At 63.8% G+C, this 25,602-nt stretch carries 25 protein-coding genes; 14 read left to right on the top strand and 11 right to left on the bottom strand.

The genetic code is table 11. From position 1 onward, the window contains the following. Positions 1-208 precede the first annotated feature (208 nt). A complete protein-coding gene (locus APH25_RS21905; RefSeq protein WP_060483417.1) occupies positions 209-940 on the top strand; it encodes a hypothetical protein in 732 nt (243 codons plus the stop codon). A gap of 13 nt (positions 941-953) precedes the next feature. On the opposite strand, the gene APH25_RS21910 is transcribed toward APH25_RS21905, so the two are convergent. Beyond that, complete coding sequence (locus APH25_RS21910; RefSeq protein WP_060483363.1) at positions 954-1,838, bottom strand: alpha/beta hydrolase; 885 nt, start codon at positions 1,836-1,838, stop codon at positions 954-956. A 166-nt stretch (positions 1,839-2,004) separates the two neighbouring features. Between APH25_RS21910 and APH25_RS21915 the strand changes: the two genes are divergently transcribed. Together APH25_RS21915 and APH25_RS21920 are read left to right on the top strand one after the other, a co-directional pair. Further along, positions 2,005-3,081: a metal-dependent hydrolase gene (locus APH25_RS21915; RefSeq protein ID WP_060483364.1), complete on the top strand. Its 1,077-nt coding sequence runs from the start codon at positions 2,005-2,007 to the stop codon at positions 3,079-3,081. A 3-nt stretch (positions 3,082-3,084) separates the two neighbouring features. Continuing rightward, positions 3,085-3,783, top strand: coding sequence for a TraX family protein (locus APH25_RS21920; RefSeq protein ID WP_060483365.1), 699 nt, complete (start codon positions 3,085-3,087; stop codon positions 3,781-3,783). A 58-nt stretch (positions 3,784-3,841) separates the two neighbouring features. On the opposite strand, the gene APH25_RS21925 is transcribed toward APH25_RS21920, so the two are convergent. Next, entirely contained in the window at positions 3,842-5,374 is a 1,533-nt protein-coding gene (locus APH25_RS21925) for an FAD-dependent oxidoreductase (protein ID WP_060483366.1), read from the bottom strand. 142 nt (positions 5,375-5,516) lie between these two features. Next, entirely contained in the window at positions 5,517-6,842 is a 1,326-nt protein-coding gene (locus APH25_RS21930) for an MFS transporter (RefSeq protein ID WP_060483367.1), read from the bottom strand. 161 nt (positions 6,843-7,003) lie between these two features. Between APH25_RS21930 and APH25_RS21935 the strand changes: the two genes are divergently transcribed. Together APH25_RS21935 and APH25_RS21940 are read left to right on the top strand one after the other, a co-directional pair. Then, complete coding sequence (locus APH25_RS21935) at positions 7,004-8,101, top strand: sugar diacid recognition domain-containing protein (RefSeq protein ID WP_028634041.1); 1,098 nt, start codon at positions 7,004-7,006, stop codon at positions 8,099-8,101. A gap of 108 nt (positions 8,102-8,209) precedes the next feature. Next, positions 8,210-9,361, top strand: coding sequence for a glycerate kinase (locus APH25_RS21940; RefSeq protein WP_060483368.1), 1,152 nt, complete (start codon positions 8,210-8,212; stop codon positions 9,359-9,361). Here the strand turns inward: APH25_RS21940 and APH25_RS21945 are convergent. Continuing rightward, positions 9,351-10,301 carry a site-specific integrase gene (locus tag APH25_RS21945; protein WP_060483369.1) on the bottom strand — a complete coding sequence of 317 codons (951 nt, stop codon included), beginning with the start codon at positions 10,299-10,301 and terminating at the stop codon, positions 9,351-9,353. The genes APH25_RS21940 and APH25_RS21945 overlap by 11 nt on opposite strands. 78 nt (positions 10,302-10,379) lie before the next feature. After that, positions 10,380-12,605 carry a bifunctional diguanylate cyclase/phosphodiesterase gene (locus APH25_RS21950; RefSeq protein WP_060483370.1) on the bottom strand — a complete coding sequence of 742 codons (2,226 nt, stop codon included), beginning with the start codon at positions 12,603-12,605 and terminating at the stop codon, positions 10,380-10,382. Positions 12,606-12,767: 162 nt separating this feature from the next. On the opposite strand from APH25_RS21950, the gene APH25_RS21955 reads away from it, so the two are divergent. The 3 genes from APH25_RS21955 to codA are packed head-to-tail and all read left to right on the top strand — an operon-like array spanning position 12,768 to position 15,372. Continuing rightward, the gene (locus tag APH25_RS21955) at positions 12,768-13,415 is read left to right on the top strand and encodes a TenA family protein (protein ID WP_060483371.1); all 648 of its coding nucleotides are present in this window, start codon (positions 12,768-12,770) and stop codon (positions 13,413-13,415) included. Continuing rightward, a complete protein-coding gene (gene tenA, locus APH25_RS21960) occupies positions 13,412-14,074 on the top strand; it encodes a thiaminase II (protein WP_060483372.1) in 663 nt (220 codons plus the stop codon). The genes APH25_RS21955 and tenA overlap by 4 nt, the downstream gene beginning before the upstream one ends. Before the next feature lie 56 nt (positions 14,075-14,130). Beyond that, the gene (gene codA, locus APH25_RS21965) at positions 14,131-15,372 is read left to right on the top strand and encodes a cytosine deaminase (protein WP_060483373.1); all 1,242 of its coding nucleotides are present in this window, start codon (positions 14,131-14,133) and stop codon (positions 15,370-15,372) included. Between the two features lie 18 nt (positions 15,373-15,390). Here the strand turns inward: codA and APH25_RS21970 are convergent, their stop codons facing one another. After that, positions 15,391-16,389 (bottom strand): threonine/serine dehydratase, encoded by a 999-nt coding sequence (locus tag APH25_RS21970; protein WP_060483374.1) that lies wholly within the window; start codon positions 16,387-16,389, stop codon positions 15,391-15,393. 78 nt (positions 16,390-16,467) lie between these two features. Further along, positions 16,468-17,073, bottom strand: a complete 606-nt coding sequence (locus APH25_RS21975) for a transcriptional regulator (RefSeq protein WP_060483375.1) — start codon at positions 17,071-17,073, stop codon at positions 16,468-16,470. Positions 17,074-17,298: 225 nt separating this feature from the next. Here APH25_RS21975 and APH25_RS21980 point away from each other — a divergent pair, with 225 nt between their 5' ends. Then, complete coding sequence (locus tag APH25_RS21980; RefSeq protein ID WP_060483376.1) at positions 17,299-18,285, top strand: DNA-binding protein; 987 nt, start codon at positions 17,299-17,301, stop codon at positions 18,283-18,285. A 55-nt stretch (positions 18,286-18,340) separates the two neighbouring features. Continuing rightward, a complete protein-coding gene (locus APH25_RS25755) occupies positions 18,341-18,514 on the top strand; it encodes a DUF6021 family protein (RefSeq protein WP_177331216.1) in 174 nt (57 codons plus the stop codon). 57 nt (positions 18,515-18,571) lie between these two features. Here APH25_RS25755 and APH25_RS21985 read toward each other — a convergent pair whose 3' ends face one another. Both APH25_RS21985 and APH25_RS21990 read right to left on the bottom strand, forming a co-directional pair. Next, the gene (locus APH25_RS21985; protein ID WP_060483377.1) at positions 18,572-18,841 is read right to left on the bottom strand and encodes a hypothetical protein; all 270 of its coding nucleotides are present in this window, start codon (positions 18,839-18,841) and stop codon (positions 18,572-18,574) included. 7 nt (positions 18,842-18,848) lie between these two features. Beyond that, positions 18,849-19,349, bottom strand: a complete 501-nt coding sequence (locus tag APH25_RS21990) for a DUF4142 domain-containing protein (RefSeq protein ID WP_028634030.1) — start codon at positions 19,347-19,349, stop codon at positions 18,849-18,851. 155 nt (positions 19,350-19,504) lie between these two features. Here APH25_RS21990 and APH25_RS21995 point away from each other — a divergent pair, with 155 nt between their 5' ends. Next, on the top strand, positions 19,505-21,061 hold the full coding sequence (locus tag APH25_RS21995; RefSeq protein WP_060483378.1) for a sensor domain-containing diguanylate cyclase: 1,557 nt from the start codon (positions 19,505-19,507) through the stop codon (positions 21,059-21,061). Here the strand turns inward: APH25_RS21995 and APH25_RS22000 are convergent. Next, positions 21,058-21,777: an MgtC/SapB family protein gene (locus APH25_RS22000; protein WP_028634028.1), complete on the bottom strand. Its 720-nt coding sequence runs from the start codon at positions 21,775-21,777 to the stop codon at positions 21,058-21,060. The two genes, APH25_RS21995 and APH25_RS22000, sit on opposite strands and share 4 nt — an antisense overlap. 391 nt (positions 21,778-22,168) lie before the next feature. On the opposite strand from APH25_RS22000, the gene APH25_RS22005 reads away from it, so the two are divergent. After that, positions 22,169-22,639: a sterol desaturase family protein gene (locus APH25_RS22005; protein WP_028634027.1), complete on the top strand. Its 471-nt coding sequence runs from the start codon at positions 22,169-22,171 to the stop codon at positions 22,637-22,639. Between the two features lie 3 nt (positions 22,640-22,642). Here the strand turns inward: APH25_RS22005 and APH25_RS22010 are convergent, their stop codons facing one another. Beyond that, entirely contained in the window at positions 22,643-23,542 is a 900-nt protein-coding gene (locus APH25_RS22010; protein ID WP_060483379.1) for a bile acid:sodium symporter family protein, read from the bottom strand. Between the two features lie 181 nt (positions 23,543-23,723). Here APH25_RS22010 and APH25_RS22015 point away from each other — a divergent pair, with 181 nt between their 5' ends. Both APH25_RS22015 and APH25_RS22020 read left to right on the top strand, forming a co-directional pair. After that, on the top strand, positions 23,724-24,605 hold the full coding sequence (locus APH25_RS22015; protein ID WP_060483380.1) for a Dyp-type peroxidase: 882 nt from the start codon (positions 23,724-23,726) through the stop codon (positions 24,603-24,605). A gap of 91 nt (positions 24,606-24,696) precedes the next feature. Continuing rightward, a complete protein-coding gene (locus APH25_RS22020; protein WP_060483381.1) occupies positions 24,697-25,602 on the top strand; it encodes an aldo/keto reductase in 906 nt (301 codons plus the stop codon).

Here is a 25,602-nt window from a genome sequence, read left to right on the forward strand (position 1 = left end):
GAGATCTTGTGGAAGACAGTTGCTCCCACCATGGGCGTGGGTTGCCTGCGAGGCTAGTTGTCTGCATAGCCGCTCCGGTATCAGGGCTATTCACCCTGCCTTAAGGGCCGCGCCTCACAGCCACCCGCACTTTTTCCGTTTTCGGCGCTCTATCCTAGGCCCAGGCCGCTGCGATCCCCGCGTGGCCGCCGATTTCGACCCGGTGCCGATGGTTGCGTGCAAGCCCTACCTGTTACTCCGCCTGCTGCTGGCAGGCGCCCTCACATGCCTGTGCGCCTGCAGCCATCAGCAGGGGCGTGACATCGTCACCCAGTTCAGTGACGGCAAACCCAGCGAGCTGTTCCAGACCAGCGTAGACCGGCTGGCCACCTTGGCGATGCGCGACAACCTGCAAAGCCTGTACCTGCTGATGAACAAGCTGTACCTGCGCAACCCCAGCCAGTGGAAGCTGTCCGGCTACCTGGATGCCGCCACCGCCGAGCGGCAGATCCGCATTGCCATCGAGCAACGCCAACCCCTGCCACAGCTGGGTAACCGCCGCGACCTGGCGGCCCTGAGCTACACCCTGAGCCCCGAATTTCGCGGTGACCGTGTGGGCGCCTTCATCTATGCCATTGGCAGCATGCTGATCACTGCGCACGGCGGGCGCACCGAGTTCTACATCACCGACACCATCGACCCGCTGTTCGTCAACAACGCCGCGCGCAACATCGAGAAGGCCACCTGGATGCTCAGCCAGCGCCAGAATGCCAATGGCGTACTGCTGTTGTTCTCCAACGAACTGTCAGAAGAGGGCAGCAACCTGAGCTTTGCCGTGGAGTTTGGCAAGGTCGTGGCCCGCCTTGACCTGCTAGCCGAGCTGCTGGATGAGCGCTACCGCCGTATTGGCCTGAACTATGCGCAGAGTTTGTTGCTGATGAACTTCTTGCCGGTGCAGTAAGTGTGGCCGGGGCCTACAGCAACGCCTGGATGGCCTTGCGATAGCGCTGGCCCGCCAGGCTCATGCTGTTGTTGTGGGTGGCGCCGGGTACGAGCAGCAAGGTCTTGGGCTCTTGCGCTGCCTCGAACAGTTGCTGGCTGAAGCGTGATGGCACATAACGGTCGTCCAGCCCATGCACCAGCAACACCGGCACCCCTACTTCGTGGATCTTGTTCAGCGAGTCGAATTTCTGCGACATCAGCCAGCGCACAGGCAGTGAGGTGTTGGCCACCACGGCGGCCACATCGCCGAGCGAGGTGAAGGTGGACTCCAGAATCAGCCCCCGTGCCGGGGCGACGCCCGCCTTGTCGCGTGCATCACGGGCCAGCTCGCTGGCCAGTTCCACCGCCACCGCGCCGCCCAGTGAATGGCCGAAAATCAGCCGCTTGGCAGGGTCCGGCTGCAGCTGGGCGAACCGCTCCCAGGCAATGCGCGCATCCTCGTACACGGTGGCCTCCGAGGGCAGGTCGCCGCGGCTACGGCCAAACCCGCGGTAATCCACGGCGAGCACCGAATAGCCCATGGCATGTAACTGCTCGATGCGAAACAGCTGGCCGGTGAGGTTCCAGCGCACGCCGTGCAGGTACAGGATGGCCGGGGCGTTGGCGCGCTGTGCAGGCCACCACCAGGCATGCAGGCTCTGGTTGTCGGTGAAGGTACGCGGGCGCAGGTCCAGTTCCTGGATGCCGCTGGGCAGGCCATGGAACCAACTGGCCTGGCCCGGCTCGATACGGAACACCAGTTCCCGTTCCTTGTGTTGCAACACGGAGCAGCCGGCCGGCAGCCCGAGCAGCAACAGGACGGCGCACAGCCAGGTGAACCAGCGGCGGCGCAGGTGGGCAAACATAAAAGTAGGCATGCGGGCTTTTTATCAAATGCACTGCCCCGAATGTGAGAAAAGTTACCGAACGGCCGCACCGCTTGTTTGCAAGCTGTTTCGGCACGTGCCTGGGCGACCCCCGCAATTGCACTGGGCGCCCGTGTGCAGGTAGCGTGCGCTAGTACCCCCTGACAGAGGCCTTCCCTTGGACTCCATCACCCAAGCCGTTTTAGGTGCGGCGCTGCAAGGTACCGTGCTGGGCCGCCTCCAAGGCCGCCGTTCGCTGCTCTACGGGGCAGCGCTGGCAACGGTGCCCGACCTGGACGTGCTCATCCGCTACGCCGACCCGGTGTCACGAATGACCTACCACCGTGGCTTTTCCCACTCCCTGTTCGTGCTCACCGGCCTTGCGCTGATGTTGGCATGGCTGGTCAACAAACGCTGGCCTGGCAAGGGCTATACATTGCCCAGGCTGTTCCTGGCGTTCTGGCTGGTACTGGTAACCCACCCTGTACTCGATGCCTTCACCGTGTATGGCACCCAGTTGTTCTGGCCATTGCAACTCACCCCACAAAGCTGGGCGGCGGTGTTCATCATCGACCCGGTCTACACGCTGCCACTGCTGGGCGCGGTGGTGTACGCAGCCAGCAAGGGGGTGACGTTGAAAGCCACGCGCCTGATGGCCCTGGCACTGGCATTCAGCACCGCCTACTTGGGCTTTGGCCTTGGCAGCCGCATGGTGGCGGAGCACCGCTTCCAGGCCGCATTGGATGCTCAAGGCATACAGGCCAGTGAAGTGCGCGCGGTCCCGATCGCCTTCAACAGCCTGGTGTGGCGCGTGCTGGCCAAGGCGCCCGGTGGCATCTACTACGAAGGTGTCAGCAGCCTGTTCGACCGCGCCCCGCCAGAAATGCAGCGCCTCACCCGTCATCTGCCGCTGGCCGAGGTATTGGCGAACGACCCATTGCATCAACGGTTACGTTGGTTCACTGACGACTGGCTGCGCTATGACCAGGTGGGCCGCACGCTGGTGGTGACCGACCTGCGCATGGGGACGCCGGGCAACTACAGTTTCCGCTTCGACTTCGCCCAGCTGGACGACCAAGGGCAGTGGGTGATCCAGGCGCCTACCGCGCACCAGGCAGGCGGCCCCGGCTCCATGTTCAACGGGCACGACTTGGCGCTGATCTGGCGGCGCATAGTGGCCCAGCAACCACCGCTCCCCCTGGCCAGCTGGACCTCTCGCTACCTGGGCGTGCAGCCTCCTGAAGCCGGGCATTGACCCATGCGCGCACCCGGCCTGGACCTGGTGAAATGGCTGGCGATGCTGACCATGGTCGCCGACCACCTGCGCTTTGTCTGGCCGCAGGCCGACGGGCTGTTCGTGGTCGGGCGCGTGGCCTTTCCTTTGTTTTGCCTGGCCATTGCGGTAAATGTGGCCAGAAATGAGGCGGGGCCGCTCTGTACCCGCAGCAACCTGCGGTACCTGGGTTTGATGCTGGTCTTTACCGTGCTGTCGGAACCGGTGTATCGCTGGCTGGACAGTGGGTCATTGACGTTCAGCATCATGCCAACGCTGGTGTTGGGGCTGCTGGTTGCCTGGGGTGTGCACTATCAACAGGGCTTGGCACGCCTGCTGAGTCTTGCAGCACTGATAAGCGGCTGGCTGGCAAACGATCGGTTGATGTATGGCTTGCCGGGGGTGCTGCTACCCGCCGGCTGGCTGCTGGCACGTCGGCACGGTGGCGCTGGGTGGTTAGTGCCGTGCCTGCTGGCCATGGCGGGGAACTTGACCAATGGGTGGTTGCGTGAGCACTTGCTGGCGCCGTTTACATGGCTGGTGCTCAGTGCAGCACTGTTTGCCATCCCATTGGGGGTTGCCTTACTGCGCTGTACAAAGGCCGAAATACCAGCCGTGGGGCGGTGGGGGTATGCGTTCTACCCAGGGCACCTAGTGCTGATCAAGCTGATGGGTGGGGGTTAGTGGGTGCGCCGACGCTGGCAAGCCGGCTTGTGAGCCGGATTGCCCGTGGTCATCGGCTTCAACTGACGGGCACCACGATCAACTCAAGGGCTTCGGCCAGGTCCAGCGGCCGCCTCATACGCTGCGACAGCACCATCATCGCATCGGCATAACCCTTGGCGATCACGGCCTGCACTTGCCCAGCCGTGCACTGCAGGGCAATGAAGTCACCCGATTCCGGTGCCCCTACGTATTCCATCTGGTCCCACGTCTGCGCATGCCCCAGCCTTTCGTAACGCTGGCCATGATGGAAGGTCCAGAAGTAGGGCACATCTGCGTAGTGCCGCTTCTCACCGAGCATATTCGCTGCCGCGATCACCCCGTGCTGCTGGGCCAGGCGCCAGTGCTCGATACGTACCGGGTGGCCTGAGAGCGGAAAGGTGGCGATATCGCCTGCAGCCCACAGGCCGTCGGCCACGCGCATTTCAACATTGGCCTGCAGCGACTTGTCATCCGCCAGCGCCACGCCCTGGATGAAGCCTGTGACGGGCTCGACCCCGGTTCCCAGCAGCACCAGCGCGGTGGCCAACCGTTCACCTGTGCTCAGCAGCACGGCTTGCGCCTGTTCGTCGCCTTCGATGGCTACGACATCTGCCGGGCCATGAAAGGTGACGCCCTTGCTCTGGTGCAGCGCACGGATGCTTTTACCAATTCGCTCGCCCAGTTGCTTGGCCAGGGGCACATCGTGGCGGCTGACTACATGCACTTGGGCGCCGTACTCACAGAGCGCCGAGGCAGCCTCCAGGCCGATGAAACCATCGCCGACGATAACCACGGGCTCCCCCGGAGTGGCTGCGTCGAGCAATTGCTCGGCATCATCGCGGGTACGCAAGGTATACACGCCGGCAAGCGTGCTACCCGGCACGTCTACGCGCCTCGGCTTGGCGCCTGTGGCCACCAGGCAGGCGTCGTAGTCGATGCGCTGCCCGTCCGCCAGCAGTAGCTGGCGTTTCTGGCTGTTCAGCGAGCGTACCTTGGCATGCTTGCGTTCCAACTGCCCCTTGCGCAGGTCATCGGGCTCAAGCAATGCGGGTACTTCGTCGGGCGGCATTTTACCGGCAAGCACAAATTTGCTGAGTGCCGTGCGGTCATAAGCGGGGTGGCGCTCCTGGTCAATCCACACTAGGCGGCCAGCAAAGCCTTGATCCAACAGTGTGGCGACCGCCGCAGTACCTGCCGCGCCGGCACCAACCACCACGAAGCACCGGGCATCGCTGCGCCGGGCTGGCTGGGGCTTGGGTAGCGGGCGATCATCCACCCATACCCGCGCGTCCTGGACCCAGGCCTTGTAGCGTTGCAAGCCCGTGAGGGCCGGCGGCTCGCAGACTGCGCCATCGCCAAGGGCAAACGCGGCCTTGTGCCACGGGCAAATCAGCATGCCATCACAGACACGGCCTTCGTCGAGCGGGGCGCCGGCATGGGGGCAGGTGCCTTGGAAGGCGTGTACCTGGTCACCTTGGCGCAGCAGGATGAGCTCTTCACTGCCAGCCTGCACACGCAGGGGGCGCTGATCATCGAGGTCGCTCAGATGGGCTACGGCGTGGTGGGTCATGGGCGTTTCTCCAGGGAAGGGCTCTGGAGGTTATGACGCCGGTCGGGGGAGGGTGATGCGTTGGGCTGACGACCGGCAGGGATGCAGCGTCTGGAGGATGGAGCGCCGCACGCGCGGCGCCCCATCTTCCAGGCGCTGAACTCTACCGGTGAACACCGCCTACCACACCACTCCGGGTAACCCGCAGGGCCACCAGGCTGCCCAGCACGATCAGTGCCGCCAGGGAATACAGCGCAGCGTCGGTCGAACCGGTCTGGTCCTTGATGAAGCCCACCAGATACGGGCTGAGGAACCCGGCCATCTGGCCCACCGAGTTGATGATGGCCAAGCCTGCGACGGCGGCGCCTGCGCTCAGCAGGGCAGTGGGCATCGGCCAGAACATCGGCAGGCCGGTCAGTGCGCCCATGGTGGCAATGGACAGGCCCAGAATGGCAATGGTCGGCGTGCCGGCGAAGTTCACCGCAATCAGCAGCCCTGCTGCACCCATCAGCATCGGCACGACAAGGTGCCAGCGCCGCTCGTTGCGCAGGTCGGCCGACCGGCCACACAGAATCATGAACACACCGGCCAGCAGGTACGGAATGGCACTGAGCCAGCCGATCAGCAGCGGGTTGTCGAAGCCCATGTTCTTGATGATCGACGGCAGCCAGAAGTTGATGGCGTAAACGCCACTCTGGATGCAGAAGTACACGAACCCAAACGTCCAGATCAGCGGGTTGGTCAGCACCGCCCGCACGGTGTCGCCAGAGGTGCGGGGCTTGGCGTCGGCGTCGGCCTGCAGGTCGGCGGCGATCAGCTGGCGTTCGCGGGCACTCAACCAGTGGGCCTTCTGGTGGCCGTCACTGAGCAGGAACACCGCCAGCGCACCCAGCGCCACGGTCGGCAGGCCCTGAATCAGGAACATCCACTGCCAGCCGGCCAGGCCGTGCTGGCCTGCGGCGAAATGCTCGAGGATCCAGCCGGAGAACGGCCCACCCAGCAACCCCGAAACCGGGATGGCCGACATGAACAGGGCCATGATGCGGCCCCGGCGCGCCGCCGGGAACCAGCGCGAAAGGTACAGCACCACGCCGGGGAAGAAGCCTGCTTCGGCAGCGCCGGTGAGCAGGCGCAGGGCATAGAACTCGGTAGGCGTGGTGACAAACAGCAGGCAGGTGGACAAGCTGCCCCAGGCGATCATCATCAGGGCAATCCAGCGCCGCGGGCCGAAGCGGTTGAGCGCCAGGTTGCTGGGCAAGCCGCACAGCACGTAGCCGATGAAAAAGATGCCGGCGCCGAGGCCGTAGATGGTTTCGCTGAAGTTGAGCGCGTCGAGCATCTGCAGCTTGGCAAAGCCGACGTTGACGCGGTCCAGGTAGTTGAACAGGTAGCAGATGAAAATGAACGGAATCAACCGCAGGGTAATGCGCCGGTACAGTGCGTTACGCTCGGTGTCCGTGCCGTGGTCAGGGGCGGGGCTGTGTGCCATGATCGGGTTCTCTGTTGTTATGGTTGTCGCCGCGTCGCCTGTGCCGGCGCTCGCCCCACCGAGTCTCGGGGACGGCGGCATGCCTGTCTTTGTGCTTTTGCACAGCACCGGCCAGCCACTGCTGTGCCCTGGCCCAATCGCTCGCTTGCAAGGACCCTTGAATGTTCGAACTCGACCACGACCTGGCGCAGGATATTGTCGACCGGGCGATGGCCATTCTGCCGTGCAACGTCAATGTCATGGACAGCCAAGGGCTGATTCTGGGCAGTGGCGAGCCTGAGCGGGTGAACACCCGCCACGAAGGTGCGCAACTGGTGTTGGCCAACGGGCGCATCGTCGAGTTGGATACCGATGCTGCACGCTGCCTGAAGGGCGTGCAACCGGGCGTGAACCTGCCGCTGATGCTCGATGGCCGGCTGATGGGCGTACTGGGCCTTACCGGAGACCCGCAACAGGTGCGGACCTACGCCGAACTGGTGCGCATGACTGCCGAGATGCTGCTGGCCCAGCGTCACCTGCAGGCCGATCAGCAATGGCGCCGTCAGCGCTGCGATGACCTGCTGGCGTTGCTGCTGGGTGGCGCGGGCGATTCGCCACGGCTACTCGATGAAGCGCGGCAACTGGGCCTCAAGCCCCAACTGCCGCGGGTGCCGTGCCTATTTGAACTGGCCTCGGGCCCTGACGCCGAGGCGTTGGCCGCCTGGCTGATAAGCCGCTACCCCGACAGCTGGTGCGTGAGCCCTGCGCGCCAATCGCTGCTGTGGTGCCGCCCGGCAGGCGCTGCGCTGGATGAAGCACGCCTGCTTGAACGCCTGCAACGCCATGGCTGGGTTGTCGAGCGCCTGGCGCTTGGCAGCGTAGCCCAGGGGTTGGAGCAACTGCGCCGGGGCTATCGCCGGGTCCGCGACCTGCTCGCCTACGGTAGGGAAGTGCTGCCCGGGGAACAGTTGTTGAGCCTGCACCGCTACAGGCTGCCGGCAATGCTGTGGCGCCACCGCAACGATGACGCGCTGGACGAGCTGCTGGAGCCGCTGCAACGCATCCGCGCCAAGGATGGCAACGGGCAGTTGCTTGCCACCTTGCGTGCCTGGTGTGCCCATGACGGGCAGAGCCAGGCCTGTGCCGACGCGCTGGGCATCCACCGCAACAGCTTGCGCTATCGCCTGGAGCGCATCGCCGAGCTGGGCGAGGTCGACCCGCTGCGCATGGAGGGCATGCTCAGCCTGTACCTGGGTTTGCAGTTGCTGCCCGCTGGCTGACCAGCACAGGCAGTTGCCCAAACAACCTCCGCGCAGCGTTGTGCATTTGACTGAGGCCGCTGGCGTTGCCAGGTGTCAGCATGCCGCTATCAGGACAGGAGTATCACCATGAAAATCGTCATCGCGCCCGACTCGTTCAAGGACAGCCTCGACGCGGCCGGGGTAGCCCGTGCCATTGCCAACGGCCTGCACGAAGCGCTGCCCAAGGCCGAATTGATCGAGTGCCCGATGGCCGACGGCGGTGAGGGCACCATGGAGGCCATCCTGGCGGCAAGCGACGGAGAGTTGCGCCGGCAGACCGTGCGTGGGCCATTGGGGCAAAAGGTGGAGGCAGGGTGGGGCTGGCTGCCGCAGAGCCGCACCGCAATCATTGAAATGGCCCAGGCCAGCGGCCTGCAGTTGGTGCCTACCGGTCAGCGGGATGCCTGCCGCAGCAGCACATGGGGCACCGGTGAGTTGATTGCGGCAGCGCTGGCGGCTGGGGCCAGGCGTGTGGTGTTGGCGATTGGAGGCAGTGCCACCAACGATGCTGGCAGCGGCATGTTGCGGGCGCTGGGCCTGCGCTTGCTGGACGCCCACGGGCAACCGCTGGTTGAGGGTGGTCTGGGCTTGGCAGGCTTGGCCAGGGTCGACGCCAGCGACCTCGACCCACGCTTGGCCGAGGTGCAGTTTGAAGTCGCCGCAGACGTCGACAACCCACTGTGCGGCGCGCACGGTGCATCGGCGATCTTCGGGCCGCAAAAAGGTGCCAGCCCCGAGCAGGTGCAGGCGCTGGACAAGGCGCTCGGCCATTTTGCCGACCATTGTGCGCGCCTGCTGGGCCAGGATGTGCGCGACTTCCCGGGGTGTGGGGCTGCAGGCGGCATGGGCTTTGCCGCCAGGGCGTTCATGGGCGCGCAATTCCGCCCGGGGGTAGAAGTGGTGGCTGAACTGACGGGGCTGGATGCCTTGGTTCAGGGCGCGGACCTGGTCGTGACGGGCGAAGGCCGTTTCGACGCCCAGACCCTGCGCGGCAAAACGCCCATGGGCGTGGCGCGGGTCGCCAAGCGCCATGACGTGCCGGTAGTGGTGCTGGCAGGTACGTTGGGGGAGGGCTATCAGCAGCTCTACGCCCACGGGGTGGACGCTGCGTTTGCGTTGGCTGACGGGCCGATCAGCCTGGACCAGGCCTGTACCGATGCGGCCCGGCTGTTACGGGCCCGCGCCTGCGATATCGGCCGCCTGTGGCAGTGTGCTCACCAGCGGTCAGTCAGGGCGTAAGGGCCGGCAGCGGGCTGGCCGGCAGCAGGGCGAGTTCTCCGAAACGCTGCGTGGCGTCGATGTAGCGCAACGCAGACTTGGCATCTTTCCAGCCCACATAACTCATCAGCGCCTTGAGCTCCCAGCCGTTGGACGTGGCCCAAGTGGCGAAACCGCGGCGCAGGGAGTGCCCGGTGTACAACGCCGCCGGCACCCCGGCGCGCTCCAGCATGCGCCGCAACACGCCGACCAGGCTGTTGCTGTTGAGCGGGGCATCGCCCAGGTTGCCCCAGCGGTCAAGCTTGCGGAACACCGGGCCGTGGGCAATGCCCGCCACCTCCAGCCATTGCAGGTACGCCGTTACCGGGCACAGGGCCTTGAGGGCAGGGGTGCGGTGCTGCACCCCCAGCGCCTCTCTGTCACCTTTGCTGCGTGGCAGAAACAGGGTGATGCCGACACCGGGTTCGGCCTGAATGTGCTCCACCCGCAGCCGCGCCAGTTCATCCCCGCGAAAACCGCGCCAGAAACCCAACAGCAACAGGGCGCTGTCACGCCTCGCCCGCCGCAATGTGTGCAAGTCGTGCTGTTCGCGGGCCAGGCGCGCCTCCTGCTCAAAACAGCCCACTGCGGTTTGCAGGTGCTGCAACAGCAACGGCGCCGCCTGCCGTGGCGGCGCGGGGTGGAGGGTGCGGATACCGCGCAGCACCTGGCGCACCAGCGGCGCTTTGGTAGGGTCGGGAAAGCCTTGGCTGATGTGCCACTGGCTAAGCGCTGCCAGGCGCTGGCGCAACGTGCTCACCGCGTGCTGGTTGGCGTGATCGGCCAGGTAGCGGGCAATGCTGTCGGCCGTGGCCGGCAGGAAGCCGCCCCAGTGGGTTTCGAAGTGGTCGATGGCCGCCTGGTAGCTGCGCCGGGTGTTGTCACGGGTGGCAGCGCGCAGGTAGAGGTCTATATCGGTCATGGTCCGGGGCCAGCGGGGTGTGCGAGGCCTATACGATACCTACAAAATGCGCGGGTGCGGTAATTGGGGCTGCCGGTATCAGTAAGCGACTTTCTCTTCCACCTCTTTGAACGGCGCGTACTCGCGTAACTGCGCATCGGACAGCGGGCGGCTGAAGTGATAGCCCTGGGCGATATCGCACCCGGCCAGCTTCAAACACACCACCTGCTCACGGGTTTCGACCCCCTCGGCCACCACTGCCAGGCCCAACCGCTTGGCCAGAATAATGGTGGACGAGACGATCGGGCTGTCGTCAGGGCTGTTGGACAGTGAGGCGATCAACGACCGATCGATCTTCAACTTGCTCAACGGCAGCGAGTGCAGGTGGGCAAAGCCTGCGTAGCCGCGGCCAAAATCGTCCAGGCTGATGCCTAGCCCCGCCAGACGCAGCCGATGCAGGTGCTCAACGCCCGGGCCTTCGGGGTCCAGGATGGTGGTTTCGGTGATTTCCAGCTCCAGTTGCCCCGGTGCAATGCCATGGCTGTGCAACCCATCGAGCAGGCGGCTGGCGAAGTCCGCCTGGCGCAACTGCAGGGCGGACACATTCACCGCCAGGCGTGCCTCCCGCCCTTCGGCGGCCCAGCCCGCCAGCGCCTCGCAGGCCAGGCGCAGCACTTCCCAGCCCAGCTCGACAATAAAACCGCTGCGCTCGGCCAGGCCGATGAACCGGTCTGGGTAGAGCAGGCCGAATTCGGGGTGGTCCCAGCGTACCAGCGCTTCGTAACTCACCACCTGGTGCGTATCCAGATGGATCTGTGGCTGGTAGTGCAGCACGAACTGGCGCGCCGCCAACCCGCTGCCGAACGCCTGTTCCAGGGTAAACGCCTGAATATCCGCCAGGTTCAGCGACGGGTCGAAGAACCGGTACTGCGCACGCCCGGCCTGCTTGGCCGAATACATGGCGGCGTCGGCGCTGCGGATCAGGCTGTCGATGTCCTGGCCATCGCGCGGGCAGATGCTGACGCCAACGCTGGGGCTGGTGTTGACCTCCTGGCCGTCCAGGGCATAGGTGGCCGAGAGCCTGCGCACCAGCTCACCGACCCAAGCGTTGATCTGGTCCTCGCTGCGCTCGCCGGCCAGCAGCACCACAAATTCATCGCCGCCGAAGCGCGACGCCTCGTCCCCGGGCTCCAGCAAGCGTTGAATACGTCCGGCAACGGCCTGCAGCAGCAGGTCGCCAATCTTGTGCCCCAATGAGTCGTTGATCGACTTGAAGCGGTCCATGTCGATGAACAGGATCGCCATCAACTGCCGCCGCCCACGCTGGCGAGTCAGGGCCAGCGCGGCCACCTCGACGAACTGGCGGCGGTTGTGCAGGCCGCTGAGGTGGTCGGTGGCAGCGGCATGGCTGCTACGCCGGTGTTCGTCCTCCAGGCGGCCGATCAACTGCTGGTTGACCTGCTGGGCGTGCTCCAGCGCGCTGAACGCTTCCTGGCGTTTACGTAGCAGGCGCAGGGTCCAGGCCAGGCTGGCAAGAATCATCAGGGTCATGCCCAGGTTCAGCCAGAACTGCCTGGCGTAGGCCAGCTGCGAAGGGGTGACGATTTCCGCCTGGGGTTGGCTCACCACCACGCTGAACCCGCGTTCGGGTACCCGCCTGTACAGGCTTTGGTAGGCCTCGCCTGCGCCGTACTGGGTGAGCAACCCGGCGTCCGCACCGCGGCCACTCAAGGCTGGCTGCAGCGGGCTGTCGATAGCCGTCACACCGCGGCCATCGATGCGCAGGCGCTCCAACCCGTCATCCTGCACGAGGCTGACCCGGCCGCCGCTTCCCAGGTCGACAGGGTGCAGCAGTTCTGCCAGGTAGAGGGGCTGCAACTGAAGCAGCAGGACCTTGCCATTGTCGCCCCAACCAAGGGGCACCAGGGCCCTCAGGGCTGCGCGTTCATCAGTCAGTCCTTGAGCCAGAAACGGCTTGGCACCGTATACCGCCAGTTGCCTTCCCAACTGTGTGAGCCAGGGCTTGGGCAGCTGGGCGGGGGCGTCGGGCAGGGTAGCCGATAGCAGGCGGCCGTGCCGGTCATAAAGGCCCAGGCGCTTGAGTGCAGGGTCGTCGGCCTGGCCGCGGTCGAGTGCCTGGCGCAGGTTCTGGCCGATGATGCTGGCCAGGTTCAGGTGTTCGGCAGCTTTGGCCGCCAGCGCGTCTTGCCCGGCCGATGCTTTCTGCGAGATATGCAGCCCCCAGAGGAACGCCAGCGTGGCAGCACACAGCAACAGGATCAGCAGCCGTAGCAGGCTGGCGGAAGAAAGCGAACGACGAATCACTTCTGATAGTTCCCGACCCTGGGTGAGGCCACAACAATACGACAGGAAGATGACAGCACGGTGACTGGTGGCAATTAGCCTTTAGTCTTTTGCCCGGCGCGGCGTGACAGGAGCACAAGCATTACGGTATAGGTCTGCCATCCCTTGATCGAAGGCACTCTCATGACCGAACGTTTCAACCAGGCCCTGCGTCGCCAATGCGAGCCAACCTGGTGCGCGGCCACCGGCCACCGTTTCGTGACCCAACTGTGCGACGGCACCCTGCCAGACCGCGTGATGATCGACTACCTGGTACAGGACCACCGTTTTCTCGACAGCTTCCTGACCCTGCTGGGCGCGGCCATCGCCACCGCAGACACCTTCGAGGCGCGCCTGCGCCTTGGGCGTTTCGCCGGCATGATTTCCAGCGATGAGAACACCTACTTCCTGCGGGCCTTCGACGCACTGGCTGTAAGCCCGGCCCAACGCAGCGAGCCGGCGGATACGGCGCCCACTGCAGGGTTCAAGGCGATCATGCGCGAGGCGGCTGCCACCCGGTCGTATGCTGCAGCGCTGGCAGTGCTCAACGTGGCCGAAGGCCTGTACCTGGATTGGGCGCTGAAGGCACCGAAGCCGCTGCCGCAGCACTTTGTGCACGCCGAGTGGATCACGTTGCACGACAATCCCGCTTTTCAGGCCTTCGTTGCCTTTCTCCAGGCGGAACTTGACCGCGTTGGCCCTGCCGAAGCTGCCCTGGCCACGGACTTCTACCAGCGCACCGTGGCGCTGGAGCTGGCATTCTTCGACGCCGTTTACCCGGAGGGCCAATGAGCATGGATATCTTCGCGCGCTTGAAAGCGGCCGCCACACCACAGTGGCAGCGTTACGTGGACCACGCCTTCGTGCGCCAGATGGGCGAGGGCACTTTGAGCGAGGCGGCGTTTCGTCATTACCTGGTTCAGGACTACCTGTTCCTGATCCAGTTCGCCCGGGCCTGGGCGCTGGCCGCCTACAAGAGCCGGCGCCCGGCGGATATCCGCGCAGCCCAGGCCGGGTTGGCGGCGATTCTGGACGAAACCGACCTGCACCTGCGCTTGTGCGCCCGGTGGGGCCTGGGCCAGGCGGATATCGAAGCGGCAGCAGAACACCCGGCCACCGTCGCTTACACCCGCTACGTGCTGGACTGCGGGGCGGCTGGCGACCTGCTGGAGCTGCACGTGGCACTGGCGCCGTGCGTGATCGGCTACGCCGAAATCGGCCAGGCGCTGGCCGAGCAGATCGGTGACCTCAGCCAACACCCGTATCGCGAGTGGATCGGCGAGTACGCCGGGCCGGCGTATCAGGCGGTGGCCGCAGCGGCGCGTACGCATCTGGACGAACTGGCCACCCGCAGCATGACCGAACAACGCTTCGCCGAGCTGGTGGGCACTTTTGCCCAGGCGTCGAACCTGGAGGCGGATTTCTGGCAAATGGGGCTGGACGCAGCCTGAGGCCAGGGGCAACCTGCCCAGCACGCAACCCCAGGTAGTGAACGAGGAGCAACGGCATGAACGTCATCAACGCCCGCCTGCGTGGCAGGCCTGGCCTGTTTCGCATCGAATTGAACGGTGCCGCCATCGCCGCCATCGTGCCCCAGCCCGACGTTGTCGCGCCTGGGGCTGCCGATGACCTGGACGCGGCGCAGAACCTGGTAGTGCCGCCCTTCGTCGAGCCGCACATCCATCTGGACGCGACGCTGACGGCGGGGGAGCCGGAGTGGAACATGAGCGGCACTTTGTTCGAGGGGATCGAGCGCTGGGCACAGCGCAAAGAAACCACTACCCACGACGACATCAAGGCCCGGGCCAAGAAAACCATCGACATGCTGGTGGACCACGGCATCCAGCACGTGCGTACCCACGTGGATGTCACCGAACCCGGCCTGGTCGCACTCAAGGCCATGGTCGAGGTCCGCGAGGACGTGCGCCACCTGGTAGACCTGCAGATCGTTGCCTTCCCCCAGGAGGGCATCGAGTCCTACCCCAATGGCCGGGCGCTGATGACCGAGGCGATTGCCATCGGTGCCGACGTGGTGGGCGGCATCCCGCATTTCGAGAACACCCGCGAGCAAGGCGTGGCCTCGTTGAAGTTCCTGATGGACCTGGCTGAGCGCAGCGGCTGCCTGGTGGATGTGCATTGCGACGAAACCGACGACCCGCAGTCGCGCTTTCTCGAGGTGTTGGCCGAGGAAGCACGGGTACGGCAGATAGGCCCCCGGGTTACGGCCAGCCATACCGTGGCGATGGGGTCCTACGACAACGCCTACTGCTCCAAGCTGTTCCGCCTGCTGAAACGCTCGGGCATCAACTTCGTCTCATGCCCCACCGAGAGCATCCACCTGCAAGGCCGCTTCGACAACCACCCCAAGCGGCGGGGCGTGACCCGTGTCGCGGAAATCGACCGCGCCGGCATGAACGTGTGCTTCGGCCAGGATTCGATCGTCGACCCTTGGTACCCGCTGGGCAACGGCAACATCCTGCGCATTCTGGAAGCCGGGCTGCACATCTGCCACATGCTGGGGTACGAGGACCTGCAGCGCTGCCTGGACCTGATCACCGACAACAGCGCCCGCACCCTCAACCTGGGCGAGCGCTACGGCATCGAAGTGGGCAGGCCGGCCAACCTGTTGCTGCTGTCGGCGCCGGATGACTACGAAATGGTCCGTAGTCAGGGCCATGCGCTGGTGTCGATACGCCACGGGGAGGTGCTGATGCGCCGCACGCCGGCCCAGGTGCACAGGCGGGGCTGAAGCCACATAGGGGAGCATTCAGCTGATGGCTTGGCAGAACTGCTCCAGCACGATATTCCGGCCGCACAGCACCACCGCTACACGCTTGCCTTGGTAGCGTTCGGCCAGCTTGTGCATGCCGGCCACAGCGACCGCCGCAGCGCCTTCGATGATCCAGCGCTCATGGCGGGCAATGTCGCGCATGGCCGATTTTATTTCGCCCTCGTTGACCAGCACGGTATCGCTCAGTAGCGCCTGGCACAGCGGCAGGGTGATGCTGCCGGGCTCCACACCCCCGGCAGTGCCGTCGGACAGCGTAGGCTGCGCGTCGATGTCGATGATTTCGCCGGCCTCCAGGGAGCGTTGCAGGGCCGGGTCGTTTTCTGGCCAGCAGCCAACGATGTGCGTACCGGGTTTCAGGGACCGTAAGGCAGTGGCAATACCGGCAATCATGCCGCCACCGCCCACGGCAACGAATACGGCATCCAGGTCGGGTGCCTGTTCGAACAGCTCGATGCCGATGGTGCCTTGGCCGGCGATGACCTGCAGGTCGTTGTAGGGGGATACGAACACCTTGCCCTGGGCTTGCGCCTGCCTGGCCGCTTCCAGTTCAACGCTGAGCGGGTCTGTCGGCAAACTGATGACCTGTGCACCCAGCGCGCGCATGGCCTGCACTTTATAGGCGGAGGCAGACGTGCTGGTGTAAACGGTCACGGGCACTCCGGCCCGCTGGCCGGCCAACGCCAGCGCCTGCCCATGGTTGCCAGAAGATGCAGCAATCACACCGCTCTGCCGCCCACCTTCATCCAGCAGGCGGATCTTGTTGCTGGCTCCGCGAAACTTGAATGAACCAGTGTGCTGCAAGTGCTCGCACTTGAGCAGCACCTGGCAGCCCGTAATGGTGGACAGGCCAGGGCTGTATTCAAGCGGGGTAATGCTGACGGCGGGGCGCAGTGTGCTGTGCGCTTGAGTGATTGATTCGTAGAGTGCATCGAGCACTGAACCATCAATCTGTTTGAGAGAAGCAGTAAGGGGCATGACGGGTCCCAATCTGAAATGGAATAGATGTCCATAATAGAATCTATGTCTACTTCCATCAACAGCGGGGATGTCTCGTCAGCGTTTGAGGTCTTTCAGGTACTTGTACACCGTCGCCCGCCCCATGCTCAGCACATTGGCCACGTAATCCGCACCGCTGCGCCCCTCGAATGCACCCTCGGCGTGTAGCGCCTGCACCAGTGTGCGCTTGTCTTTCATCTTCAATGTCTGCAGCGAGAGGCCATTGGCCTGCAGCCAGCCATGGAGGAAGGTATTGATGCGTTCCTGCCAGTCATTGCGAAACAACGCATCGGGTTTGGCAACAACGCGGCTTACCTGGAAGAACGCTTCCAGCGCCGCGTGCGCCTGTTCGAGTACCGACACATTCAGGTTGATGCACATCAGGTGTTCGGCAACGCCCGCCTCGTTGCGCAGCACCGTACTGATGGCGCGTACCTTCTGGCCATTCCAGTTGAGCTTCTCGTAGGGCCCCAGGTTGACACCCTCCAGCAGGGCGTCCAGTTCGCCATCAATGGCGGAGTCATCCCCCAACTGGCGTTGGGAGAAGTTGTTGGCGATGTACACCACGGTCTGGCTGGCCAGGTCATGCACGATGACTTCGGCGTGGGGATAAAGCAGCAGCGAGATGCTGTCGGCGATTGCCTTGTAGTTCTGCAGGGTCATGTCGATGAGGCCTTGAGCGTTGCGTGCATGGTGGCGCCTGCGGGTGAGCGATTCAAGGTACTGCGCGCTGCCAGAGCGACAGGCTAGGCACTAAAAAAAAGCACTCACATTCGATAAGCCGTGATTATTCCACCTTATCCTAGGCTTGAAATACGCACTCCACTAGCTCAGAATTGGTATGTAATTACATGCTACGTACAACAGTACAAAATAGTAGGAGATCCCATGGCCCGCGGTGGCATAAACAAGGTTGTGGTGCAGCAGGCAAGGCAGGCGCTGATTGCCAGGGGCGAGAACCCCAGCATCGATGCCATCCGTATCGAACTGGGCAATACCGGCTCAAAAACCACCATCCACCGCTATCTCAAAGAGCTCACTGGCCAGCAGCCCGTGCCCTCGGAAGGCGGCGCACCGATCAGCGAGGTGCTCAGCCGCATGGTCGGGCAACTGGCGACCCAACTGCAGGACGAAGCCAACCTCTCTATCGAGCAGGCTGAGCGGGTGTTCACCGAACAGCGCGAACAGTTGGAACAGGAACTCGCCACCGTTCGCCAGACCCTGGCCGAGGCCCAGCAACAGCATCAGATTGATGTCGCTGCATTGGCAGCGGAGTCCGAGAAGGTGCACACCCTACACAGCACGCTACAAACGGAGCAGTTGCGCAACGCCAGCCTGAGCCAGTCGCTGGGCGAATTGCAGGTCCGCCTGGCAGACAAGGAGGCACAGGTCAGCTCGCTGGAAGACAAACACCGCCATGCCCGCGATGCGCTTGAGCATTACCGCAATGCCAGCCGGGACCAGCGTGAGCAGGAGCAACGCCGGCATGAGGCGCAGTTGCAGCAGATGCAGGTGGAAGTGCGCCAGTTGCAGCAGGGCATGGTGGTGAAACAGGACGAGCTCACCCGCCTGCACCGGGATAACGAACGGTTGCTGGGCGAGCACCGCCAGGCGTCGGGCGAGAACCGCACGCAAAAAGAACTACTGGAGCAGCGCGATGCGCAAATCCAGGGCCTGCGCACCCTGCTGGCCCAAGCACAGGGCAGCAGTGATGAACTGCGCCGTCAGCTTGCCGTACAGTTGCAAAGCCTGGAGGACAAGCGCGGCATCTGTACCGAGCAGGCCAATCAGCTTGAGCAGTTACGCGTGCAATTGCAGGGTAGGGATGAGGCGTTGGCGCGGTGCGAGGCTGCGCGCAATGCTGCGCAAGATTAATCAAACTTTCGGGGGCGGGTGGTTTCTTCAATAGGGCAGCCATTGGAGAAAAACCATGACCGGTAACGACAAAGCACCGAGCACCCAGCAGGGGCCTCATTCCACTGATCACGCTGACAAACCGGACGACCTCGGGTTTGATCCGGACTCACCCAGCGTCGACGACCCTCAAGTGGACCCTCAGGGCCCCGCCAAACCGCCGCGTGACGTGGAGAAAGATACGCAATAAAAAGGGCGGCCAACAGGCCGCCCCTTTAAAACACCGCCAAACGGCCTCGCACGTCCTTCAGGACTCGGCTTTCTTGGCTGCCTCGGCTTTTTTCGCTGCATCTACCCCAGCCGCCGACAGTTTGATGGGGTAGCTGAGGCTCACATTTTCATCGCTGTCCTTCAGCACGCTGCCGTCGTGGATCAGCCCTTCCTGCTGCAGCGACATGAGCATGTCAGCCACTTCCTTCTCGCCCCGGTAGTTATCCAGCAACTCCTTGCCGAGCCCATGCGGGTGAGAATGGTGCAGACGGGTAAGGACTTCGGATTTGAGTGCGTCGTTGCTCATGGTTACCTCACTTGCCGTGTTGGGTTTGCAGTGCCTTGGCATGCTGCAGGTGCTGTTCTAGCTTGGGCAGTGTTTCTGCAGCGAATGCCTTCAGCTCAGGCTTGTCGGAAGACTCAGCCTCTTTCTTGAACAGGTTGACGGTTTTTTCGTGGGCATCGACCTGGTTGTTGACGTAAGACTTGTCGAAGGACTCGTCACGCCATTCCAGAATGACCTTTTTGATCTTGTCAGTCAGTGCAGCTTCATCTGGCACCGAGATGTCCAGCTTGGCGGCAATGGCGGCAAGCTTCTGGTTGGCTTCTGTGTGGTCTTTGACCATTTGCTGAGCGTAGGTCTTGATGTCAGCGCTCTTGGTCTTTTCCTGAGCCAGGTTGCCGGTGACGATTTCTGCGATGCCGGCTTCGGTCGCTGCGTCTACGAAGTCGTCCGAGCTGGCTGCAAATGCGTGGACCGATGCCATGCCGAGCACCATGGACAGGCCGACGCGCTTGATGAAGAGATTGCTCATGTTCCGCTCCTTAAACGATGGCGCGACGTCAGTGTCGCGTACTGTTGAGGCCCGGCAAGACGCAAAGGTTTAATCTTTTTGCCCTGCGCTACGCACCTGCGCGGCTAGCTGGCTATAGTCAAGTGCGACCAGTGGACCACGACCTAGGGATTCGAATGCGTGCAGCCGCGGATCAGGATGACCAAGGCCCCCTCGCTCTGACGGGCGAGGGCAGGCGGGTGTCGGTGTTTCGCCTGGTGTTGGCGTTCATGTTGCTGGTGCTGGTGACATTTGCAACGGTCGAAGGCTGGCGCATCTGGCGCGATTATCGCGATGCCTTCATCAACGCTGAAAATATGGTCACCAACCTGGTACAGGCCACCGCACAGCACGCCGAAGACGCCATCCGCCAAGTGGATGCGATTACCGCCGCACTGGCCGAACGCCTGGAAGGCGATGGCTTCGATCATATCGACCGCCCCCGGTTGCATGCGCTGCTTGCCCAGCAGAAAAGCATCATCCCGCAGTTGCACGGGCTGTTCGTGTACGGGCCCGATGGGCGCTGGATCGTCACGGACAAAACTGCCAGCCCAGCTGCCGCGAACAACGGCGACCGCGATTACTTCATCTACCACCGCGACCACCCGAGCCGGGCGGTGCGCATCGGCTCAGTGGTGCGCAGCCGGTCTACCGGCAGCCTGATCATTCCCATATCCCGGCGCCTGCAGCATGCCGATGGCAGCTTTGCCGGGGTGCTGCTGGGCACCATCAAGGTGGACTGGTTCGTGCGCTACTACGGTGAATTCAAGATCGATGAACGTGGCGCTCTGGTATTGGCCAAGCGCGACGGTACCATTCTGGTGCGGCGCCCCTTCGTCGAGCGGGTGGTGGGGCGCAGCCTGGCCAACAGCGAGATTTTCCGCAATCACCTGCCGTACGCGCCACAGGGCCTGGTGGAAGCCGTTGCGGTGGTCGATGGCACGCCGCGCCTGTATGCCTACCGCGCGTTGACCAGTTACCCGCTGGTGGTGGAAGCAGGGCTATCCCGGGAGTCCATCGTGGCGCCCTGGCGGCAGGATGCCCTGAAGTCTCTGGCTGTGCTGTTGCTGTTGGTGCTGGGCTTCGCAGTCTTTGGCTGGGTAGTGTTGCGCCAGTTGCGTGAGCGCATTGTCATGGAGCGTGCCTTGCACCAGGCCCATCAGACATTGAAGGCGCTGGCACTGACCGACAGCCTCACGGGCCTGGGCAACCGTCGCCGGCTCGATGCAGTGTTCGATGCAGAACTGCGCAGGGCCCGGCGCCAGGGCTACCCACTGGTGGTGGTGATGCTCGACCTGGACTACTTCAAGGCCTACAACGACCGCTACGGGCACCCGGCAGGTGATGCGTGCCTGCAGCGGTTCGCCGCGCTGTTGCGCCAAGCCATGCGCCGTCCGGCCGACCTGGCTGTGCGCTACGGCGGCGAGGAATTCACCTTGTTGCTGCCCGATACCGACAGCCAGGGCGCCCAGGCGCTGGTGCGTGAGCTGCAGCAAGCCTTGCGTGGGCAGATGCTGGAACATGCCGGCAGCCCGCTGGGCAGGGTTTCATTCAGTGCCGGTATTGCCGTGGCGGACCTCTCCCAGCAAGCACTCACCCCGCAGCAACTGCTGGGGGCTGCGGACCTGGCGTTATACGAGGCCAAGCACCAGGGCCGCGACCGTTACGAAGTGATGGAGCGGGTGGCGGGTTAATCTGCTGCCAGCGCATGCTGCTGCGCCTGCAACTGCCAGCGCACCGAGCTGACGCCTTTTTCCAGGCTGACGCGGCTTACCAGCCGCTCCAATTGCGAGGGCGCCTCGGAAGTACCCAGCAGTTCGGCGCGCACTTCCAGCCGGGAAGGGTCTGCCAAGTCTTCGCTGTGCAAGGACTGCAAGCGCAGCCCAGGGTCGCTGAGGCTGTGCAGCATCAGGCTGCGCACCTGGATCTCATCCTGGGCCCGGCAGACGATACGCACCTCGAAATGTTGCTCCACCTCACTGGCAGGTACCACCTCCTGCCGGTCCAACCGCTGGGCAATGTCACGCAGCAGAATATTGGCGCACAGCACCACCAGGCTGCCCAAGGCAGCTTCCAGCAAAAGGCCGAGGCTGCACAGCACGCCGATGGCGGCGGTGCACCATAGGGTCGCCGCAGTGTTCAGCCCACGCACGTTGAAGCCGTCGCGCATGATCACCCCGCCACCGAGAAACCCGATGCCCGACACCACGTAGGCAGCGATGCGTGAGGCATCGGTAGGCTGCATCCCAGGCACCGCCTGGGTCATCAACACGAACAGACAGGCACCGGTGCTGACCAGTGCATTGGTACGCAGGCCAGTGAGGCGCTGACGCAGTTGCCGCTCGGCCCCGATCAGGGCGCCCAGCAGCAGGGCAATGCTGACGCGCAGCAGAAAGACTTTCCAATCCATAGCAAACCTCATCCACGGGCAGGTGCCCGTGTTGGCGTCGATACGTTCGACGCGGTTAGAAAACCAGAAATGCGCAGGACCACGAAGGGAGAGGAGGAGTGTTGAAACCGTCACCGCCTTGGCAAAGCCGCCAGGCAGTTGAAGCGCTGCCGGACTAGCGTGCCGCGTGGGCCTGTCGCAAGCGACTGGGGCTACTGTCCAATGCAGGACTCCTGTTCAGGGATGCAAAATTGCGGCGGGGACGTTACGCCGCAGGGCAAGGCAGGTCAAGGGTAAAAACATGACAATGGCTTCATCGGGAAAACCCCTACAGCATGCAGCGACTACGTGGAAAAACAGCGCACCAATCGGTAACCTTCCCGTCTCTCTTGCACACATCGCGGAATGCTTCATGTTGCTCAACATCGCCATCCTGCTCGGCACCCTGGTGGCCATGGAAGGCGTCGGTACGCTGGCCCACAAGTACATCATGCATGGCTGGGGCTGGTGGCTGCACCGCTCCCACCATGAGCCCCACCTGGGCATGCTGGAAACCAACGACCTGTACCTGCTGGCCCTGGGGCTGGTGGCCGCCGCGCTGGTGGCGATCGGCAAGGCCGGGTACTGGCCGTTGCACTGGGTGGGCGGCGGCGTGGCGGCCTATGGGGTGCTTTATGTTGCCGCCCACGATGGGCTGTTCCACCGGCACTGGCCGCGCAAACTGCGCCCGGTGGGCCGTTACCTTAGGCGCCTGCACCGCGCGCACCGCCTGCACCATGCGGTAAAGGGGCGCGAGGGCAGTGTCTCGTTCGGGTTCTTCTATGCACCGCCCTTGCAGGTGCTGGTGCGCCAGCTGCGACGTAACAGGCGCCCGCGCAACTGAACGCTAGACGCGCTCACCCGTGCCCGCAGCCGCTTCTGGGCTGACATGCCCACGGCTCACCCACCAGCCGAATGCGGCTGCGGTAAAGAACATGATCAGGCTGTACAACGCCGCCGGCACGGCCATTGTCGCGTTGTTCAACAACGAAGGGCTGAGGGCCAGGGCAATGGCCAGGGTGCCGTTGTGAATGCCGATTTCCATGCCAATGGCGATAGCCTGGCGCTTGGGAACATGCAGCCAGCGAGGCACCCAGTAGCCCACCGCCAGGCTGAGCACATTGAACAGCAGCGCCGCCAGGCCCACCACGGGTGCGTACTCCACCACGGTCTGCCAGTCCTTGGCCAAGGCAAGCACGATGGTGAACGCCAGGAACAACGCCGCCACGATCTTCATCGGTTTTTCCATGCGCACAGCGAATGCCGGCGCAACATGGCGGATCAGCATGCCCAAGGCCACGGGCAGCAACACGATCGCAAACACCTGCAACACCTTGGCAAATTGCAGCGGGATCGCCTGGTCAGAGGCCATGAACCAGCTCAGCGACAGGTTGACCAGCAGCGGCATGGTCAGGATCGCGATCAGTGAATTGACCGCTGTCAGGGTAATGTTCAACGCCACGTCGCCGTGCGCCAGGTGGCTGAAGAGGTTGGCGGTGGTGCCACCCGGTGACGCCGCCAGCAGCATCAAACCGACCGCCAGGGCGGCCTCCAGTCCCAGGCCGTTGGCGATCAGGAAGCACGCTATTGGCAACAGCACGATCTGGCAGGCCAGGCCGATCAGCACAGGCTTGGGGTATTTCACCACACGGGCAAAATCGGCCAAGGTCAATGACAGGCCGAGGCCAAGCATGATGATGCCCAGGGCCAGGGGCAGAAAGGTGGTCAGCAGAGGGGAGGCGGTCATGGCGCAGTCTCGGGCCGGGGTTGCCGAGCAGTTTAGGTGGCGCCGACCTGATAGCTAATTGCATATGGCCAGCTTTGGTAACCATTTGTTACCGCGGTGCCTTCACCCGCGCGCTTAACGCGCATTGCAGTAACCCAGGGTGCGCAGTAGCATGCGCGCTTTTAGCCAGGACTCGCCCTTCATGCCGTTCCAGCAAGGTCTGCTCGCCACCCCCGTCCCCGTGCATGCTCGTCACCTGTTTTTTTCGATCAACTCCCCAGGCGCCATACCTGCGGCGCTCGATGCACTGCTCAACGAAGTGGATGGCTTGCGTTTGACGCTGGGGGTCGGCGCACCGTTGGCCAAGGTGCTGAACGCCAACATCGAAGGGCTTGAGCCATTCCCCGTGCTGGACGCTGCCGTGGAGAACCCGAGCACCCAGCATGCCCTGTGGCTGTGGCTGCGCGGCGAAGAGCGGGGCGACCTGTACCTGCGGGCCCAGGCGCTGGAGCAATTGCTGAGCCCGGCGTTCAGCCTGGTTGACCATGTGGAGGGCTTCCTGCACCAGGGTGGGCGTGACCTGACAGGGTACGAAGATGGCACCGAAAACCCCAGCGATGACGATGCCGTGCACGCCGCGATCCTTGCCGAGGGTGTGCCGGGCCTGAAAGGCTCCAGCTTCGCCGCCTTCCAGCTGTGGAAGCACGACCTGCAGTATTTCAAGGCGCTGCCCCAAGAGGTGCAGGACAACATCATTGGCCGCCGGCTCAGCGACAACGAAGAGCTGGATGATGCCCCAGCGTCAGCCCACGTGAAACGCACGGCGCAGGAAAGCTTTGCACCCGAGGCGTTCATGGTGCGCCGTTCTATATCCTGGGCCGATACCCGGGGTGCGGGCCTGGCGTTCGTGGCCCTGGGCAAGTCCTTTGCGGCTTTTGAGGTGCAACTGCGGCGCATGAGCGGGTTGGAGGACGGCATTATCGACGGCCTGTACCGCTTCACCCGGCCGCTGACCGGCGGCTACTACTGGTGCCCACCCATGGGCGAGGCGGGTGTGGACCTGCGCCTGCTGTTGCAAGGCTGATACGTCAAACATTCAGACACACATCTAGGCGCATCCGACGGTTTCAGGGGCTAGCCTGTGGGGGACACCGCTTCCTCATGAGGGCCTGACCATGTACGCACGCCGCGATGTTCTGCGCGCCGGGGCGGCTATTAGCCTTATGGCGGCCGCACCGTGGCTGGCCGCCGCGCCCCAAGGCCTGCTCACACGCAAGATACCCGCCACCGGTGAAGCACTGCCCGCTATCGGGGCAGGCACGTCTGGTAGCTTTGAAGTAGAGCCGGGTTCTACGGCCTATCGCCAGCTTGAACAGGTGCTCTCGGCGTTCTTCCAAGGCGGCGGCCGGGTCATCGACACATCGCCGAACTACGGCGGCGCCGACGCTATCCTGGGGCAACTTCTGGAAGAGGGCGGTTGGCATCGCCAGTGCTTCATCGCCACCAAGATTGCAGCCGACAGCCTCGCCGCAGCCCAGACCCAGTGGGCACAAACCCTGCGTAGCCTGCGCACGGAAAAGGTCGACCTATTGCAGGTACACAATTTGCGCGACTGGAAAACCCAGTTGCCCTATGCCCGCGAACTCAAGCAACAGGGCAAAACCCGCTATGTGGGCATCACCCATTACCTGAACAGCGGGCATGAGGAGGTTGCGGCCATCGTCCGCAGCGAGCCACTGGATTTCATCCAGGTCAACTATGCAGTCAATGCCCCTCAGGCAGCGAAGACCCTCTTGCCACTGTGCCGCGAAAAAGGCGTAGCGGTGCTGATCAACCGGGCCTTCGACGATGGCCGGCTGTTCGCCCAGGTCAAGGACCAGCCGCTGCCAGGGTGGGCCGAGCAGGCGGGCATTGGCAGTTGGGCGCAGCTGTTCCTCAAGTTTGCGATCAGCCACCCAGCGGTTACCGCCGTAATCCCTGCAACCGGCCGGCCAGATCGCCAGCTCGACCAATTGAAAGCGGGTCATGGCCCATTGCTGACCCTGGCGCAGCAACAGGCGCTGATTCAGCAATTTGCGTGA

The sequence above is a fragment of the Pseudomonas sp. NBRC 111119 genome, from assembly GCF_001320125.1.
In the GTDB taxonomy this organism is placed as follows: domain Bacteria; phylum Pseudomonadota; class Gammaproteobacteria; order Pseudomonadales; family Pseudomonadaceae; genus Aquipseudomonas; species Aquipseudomonas parafulva.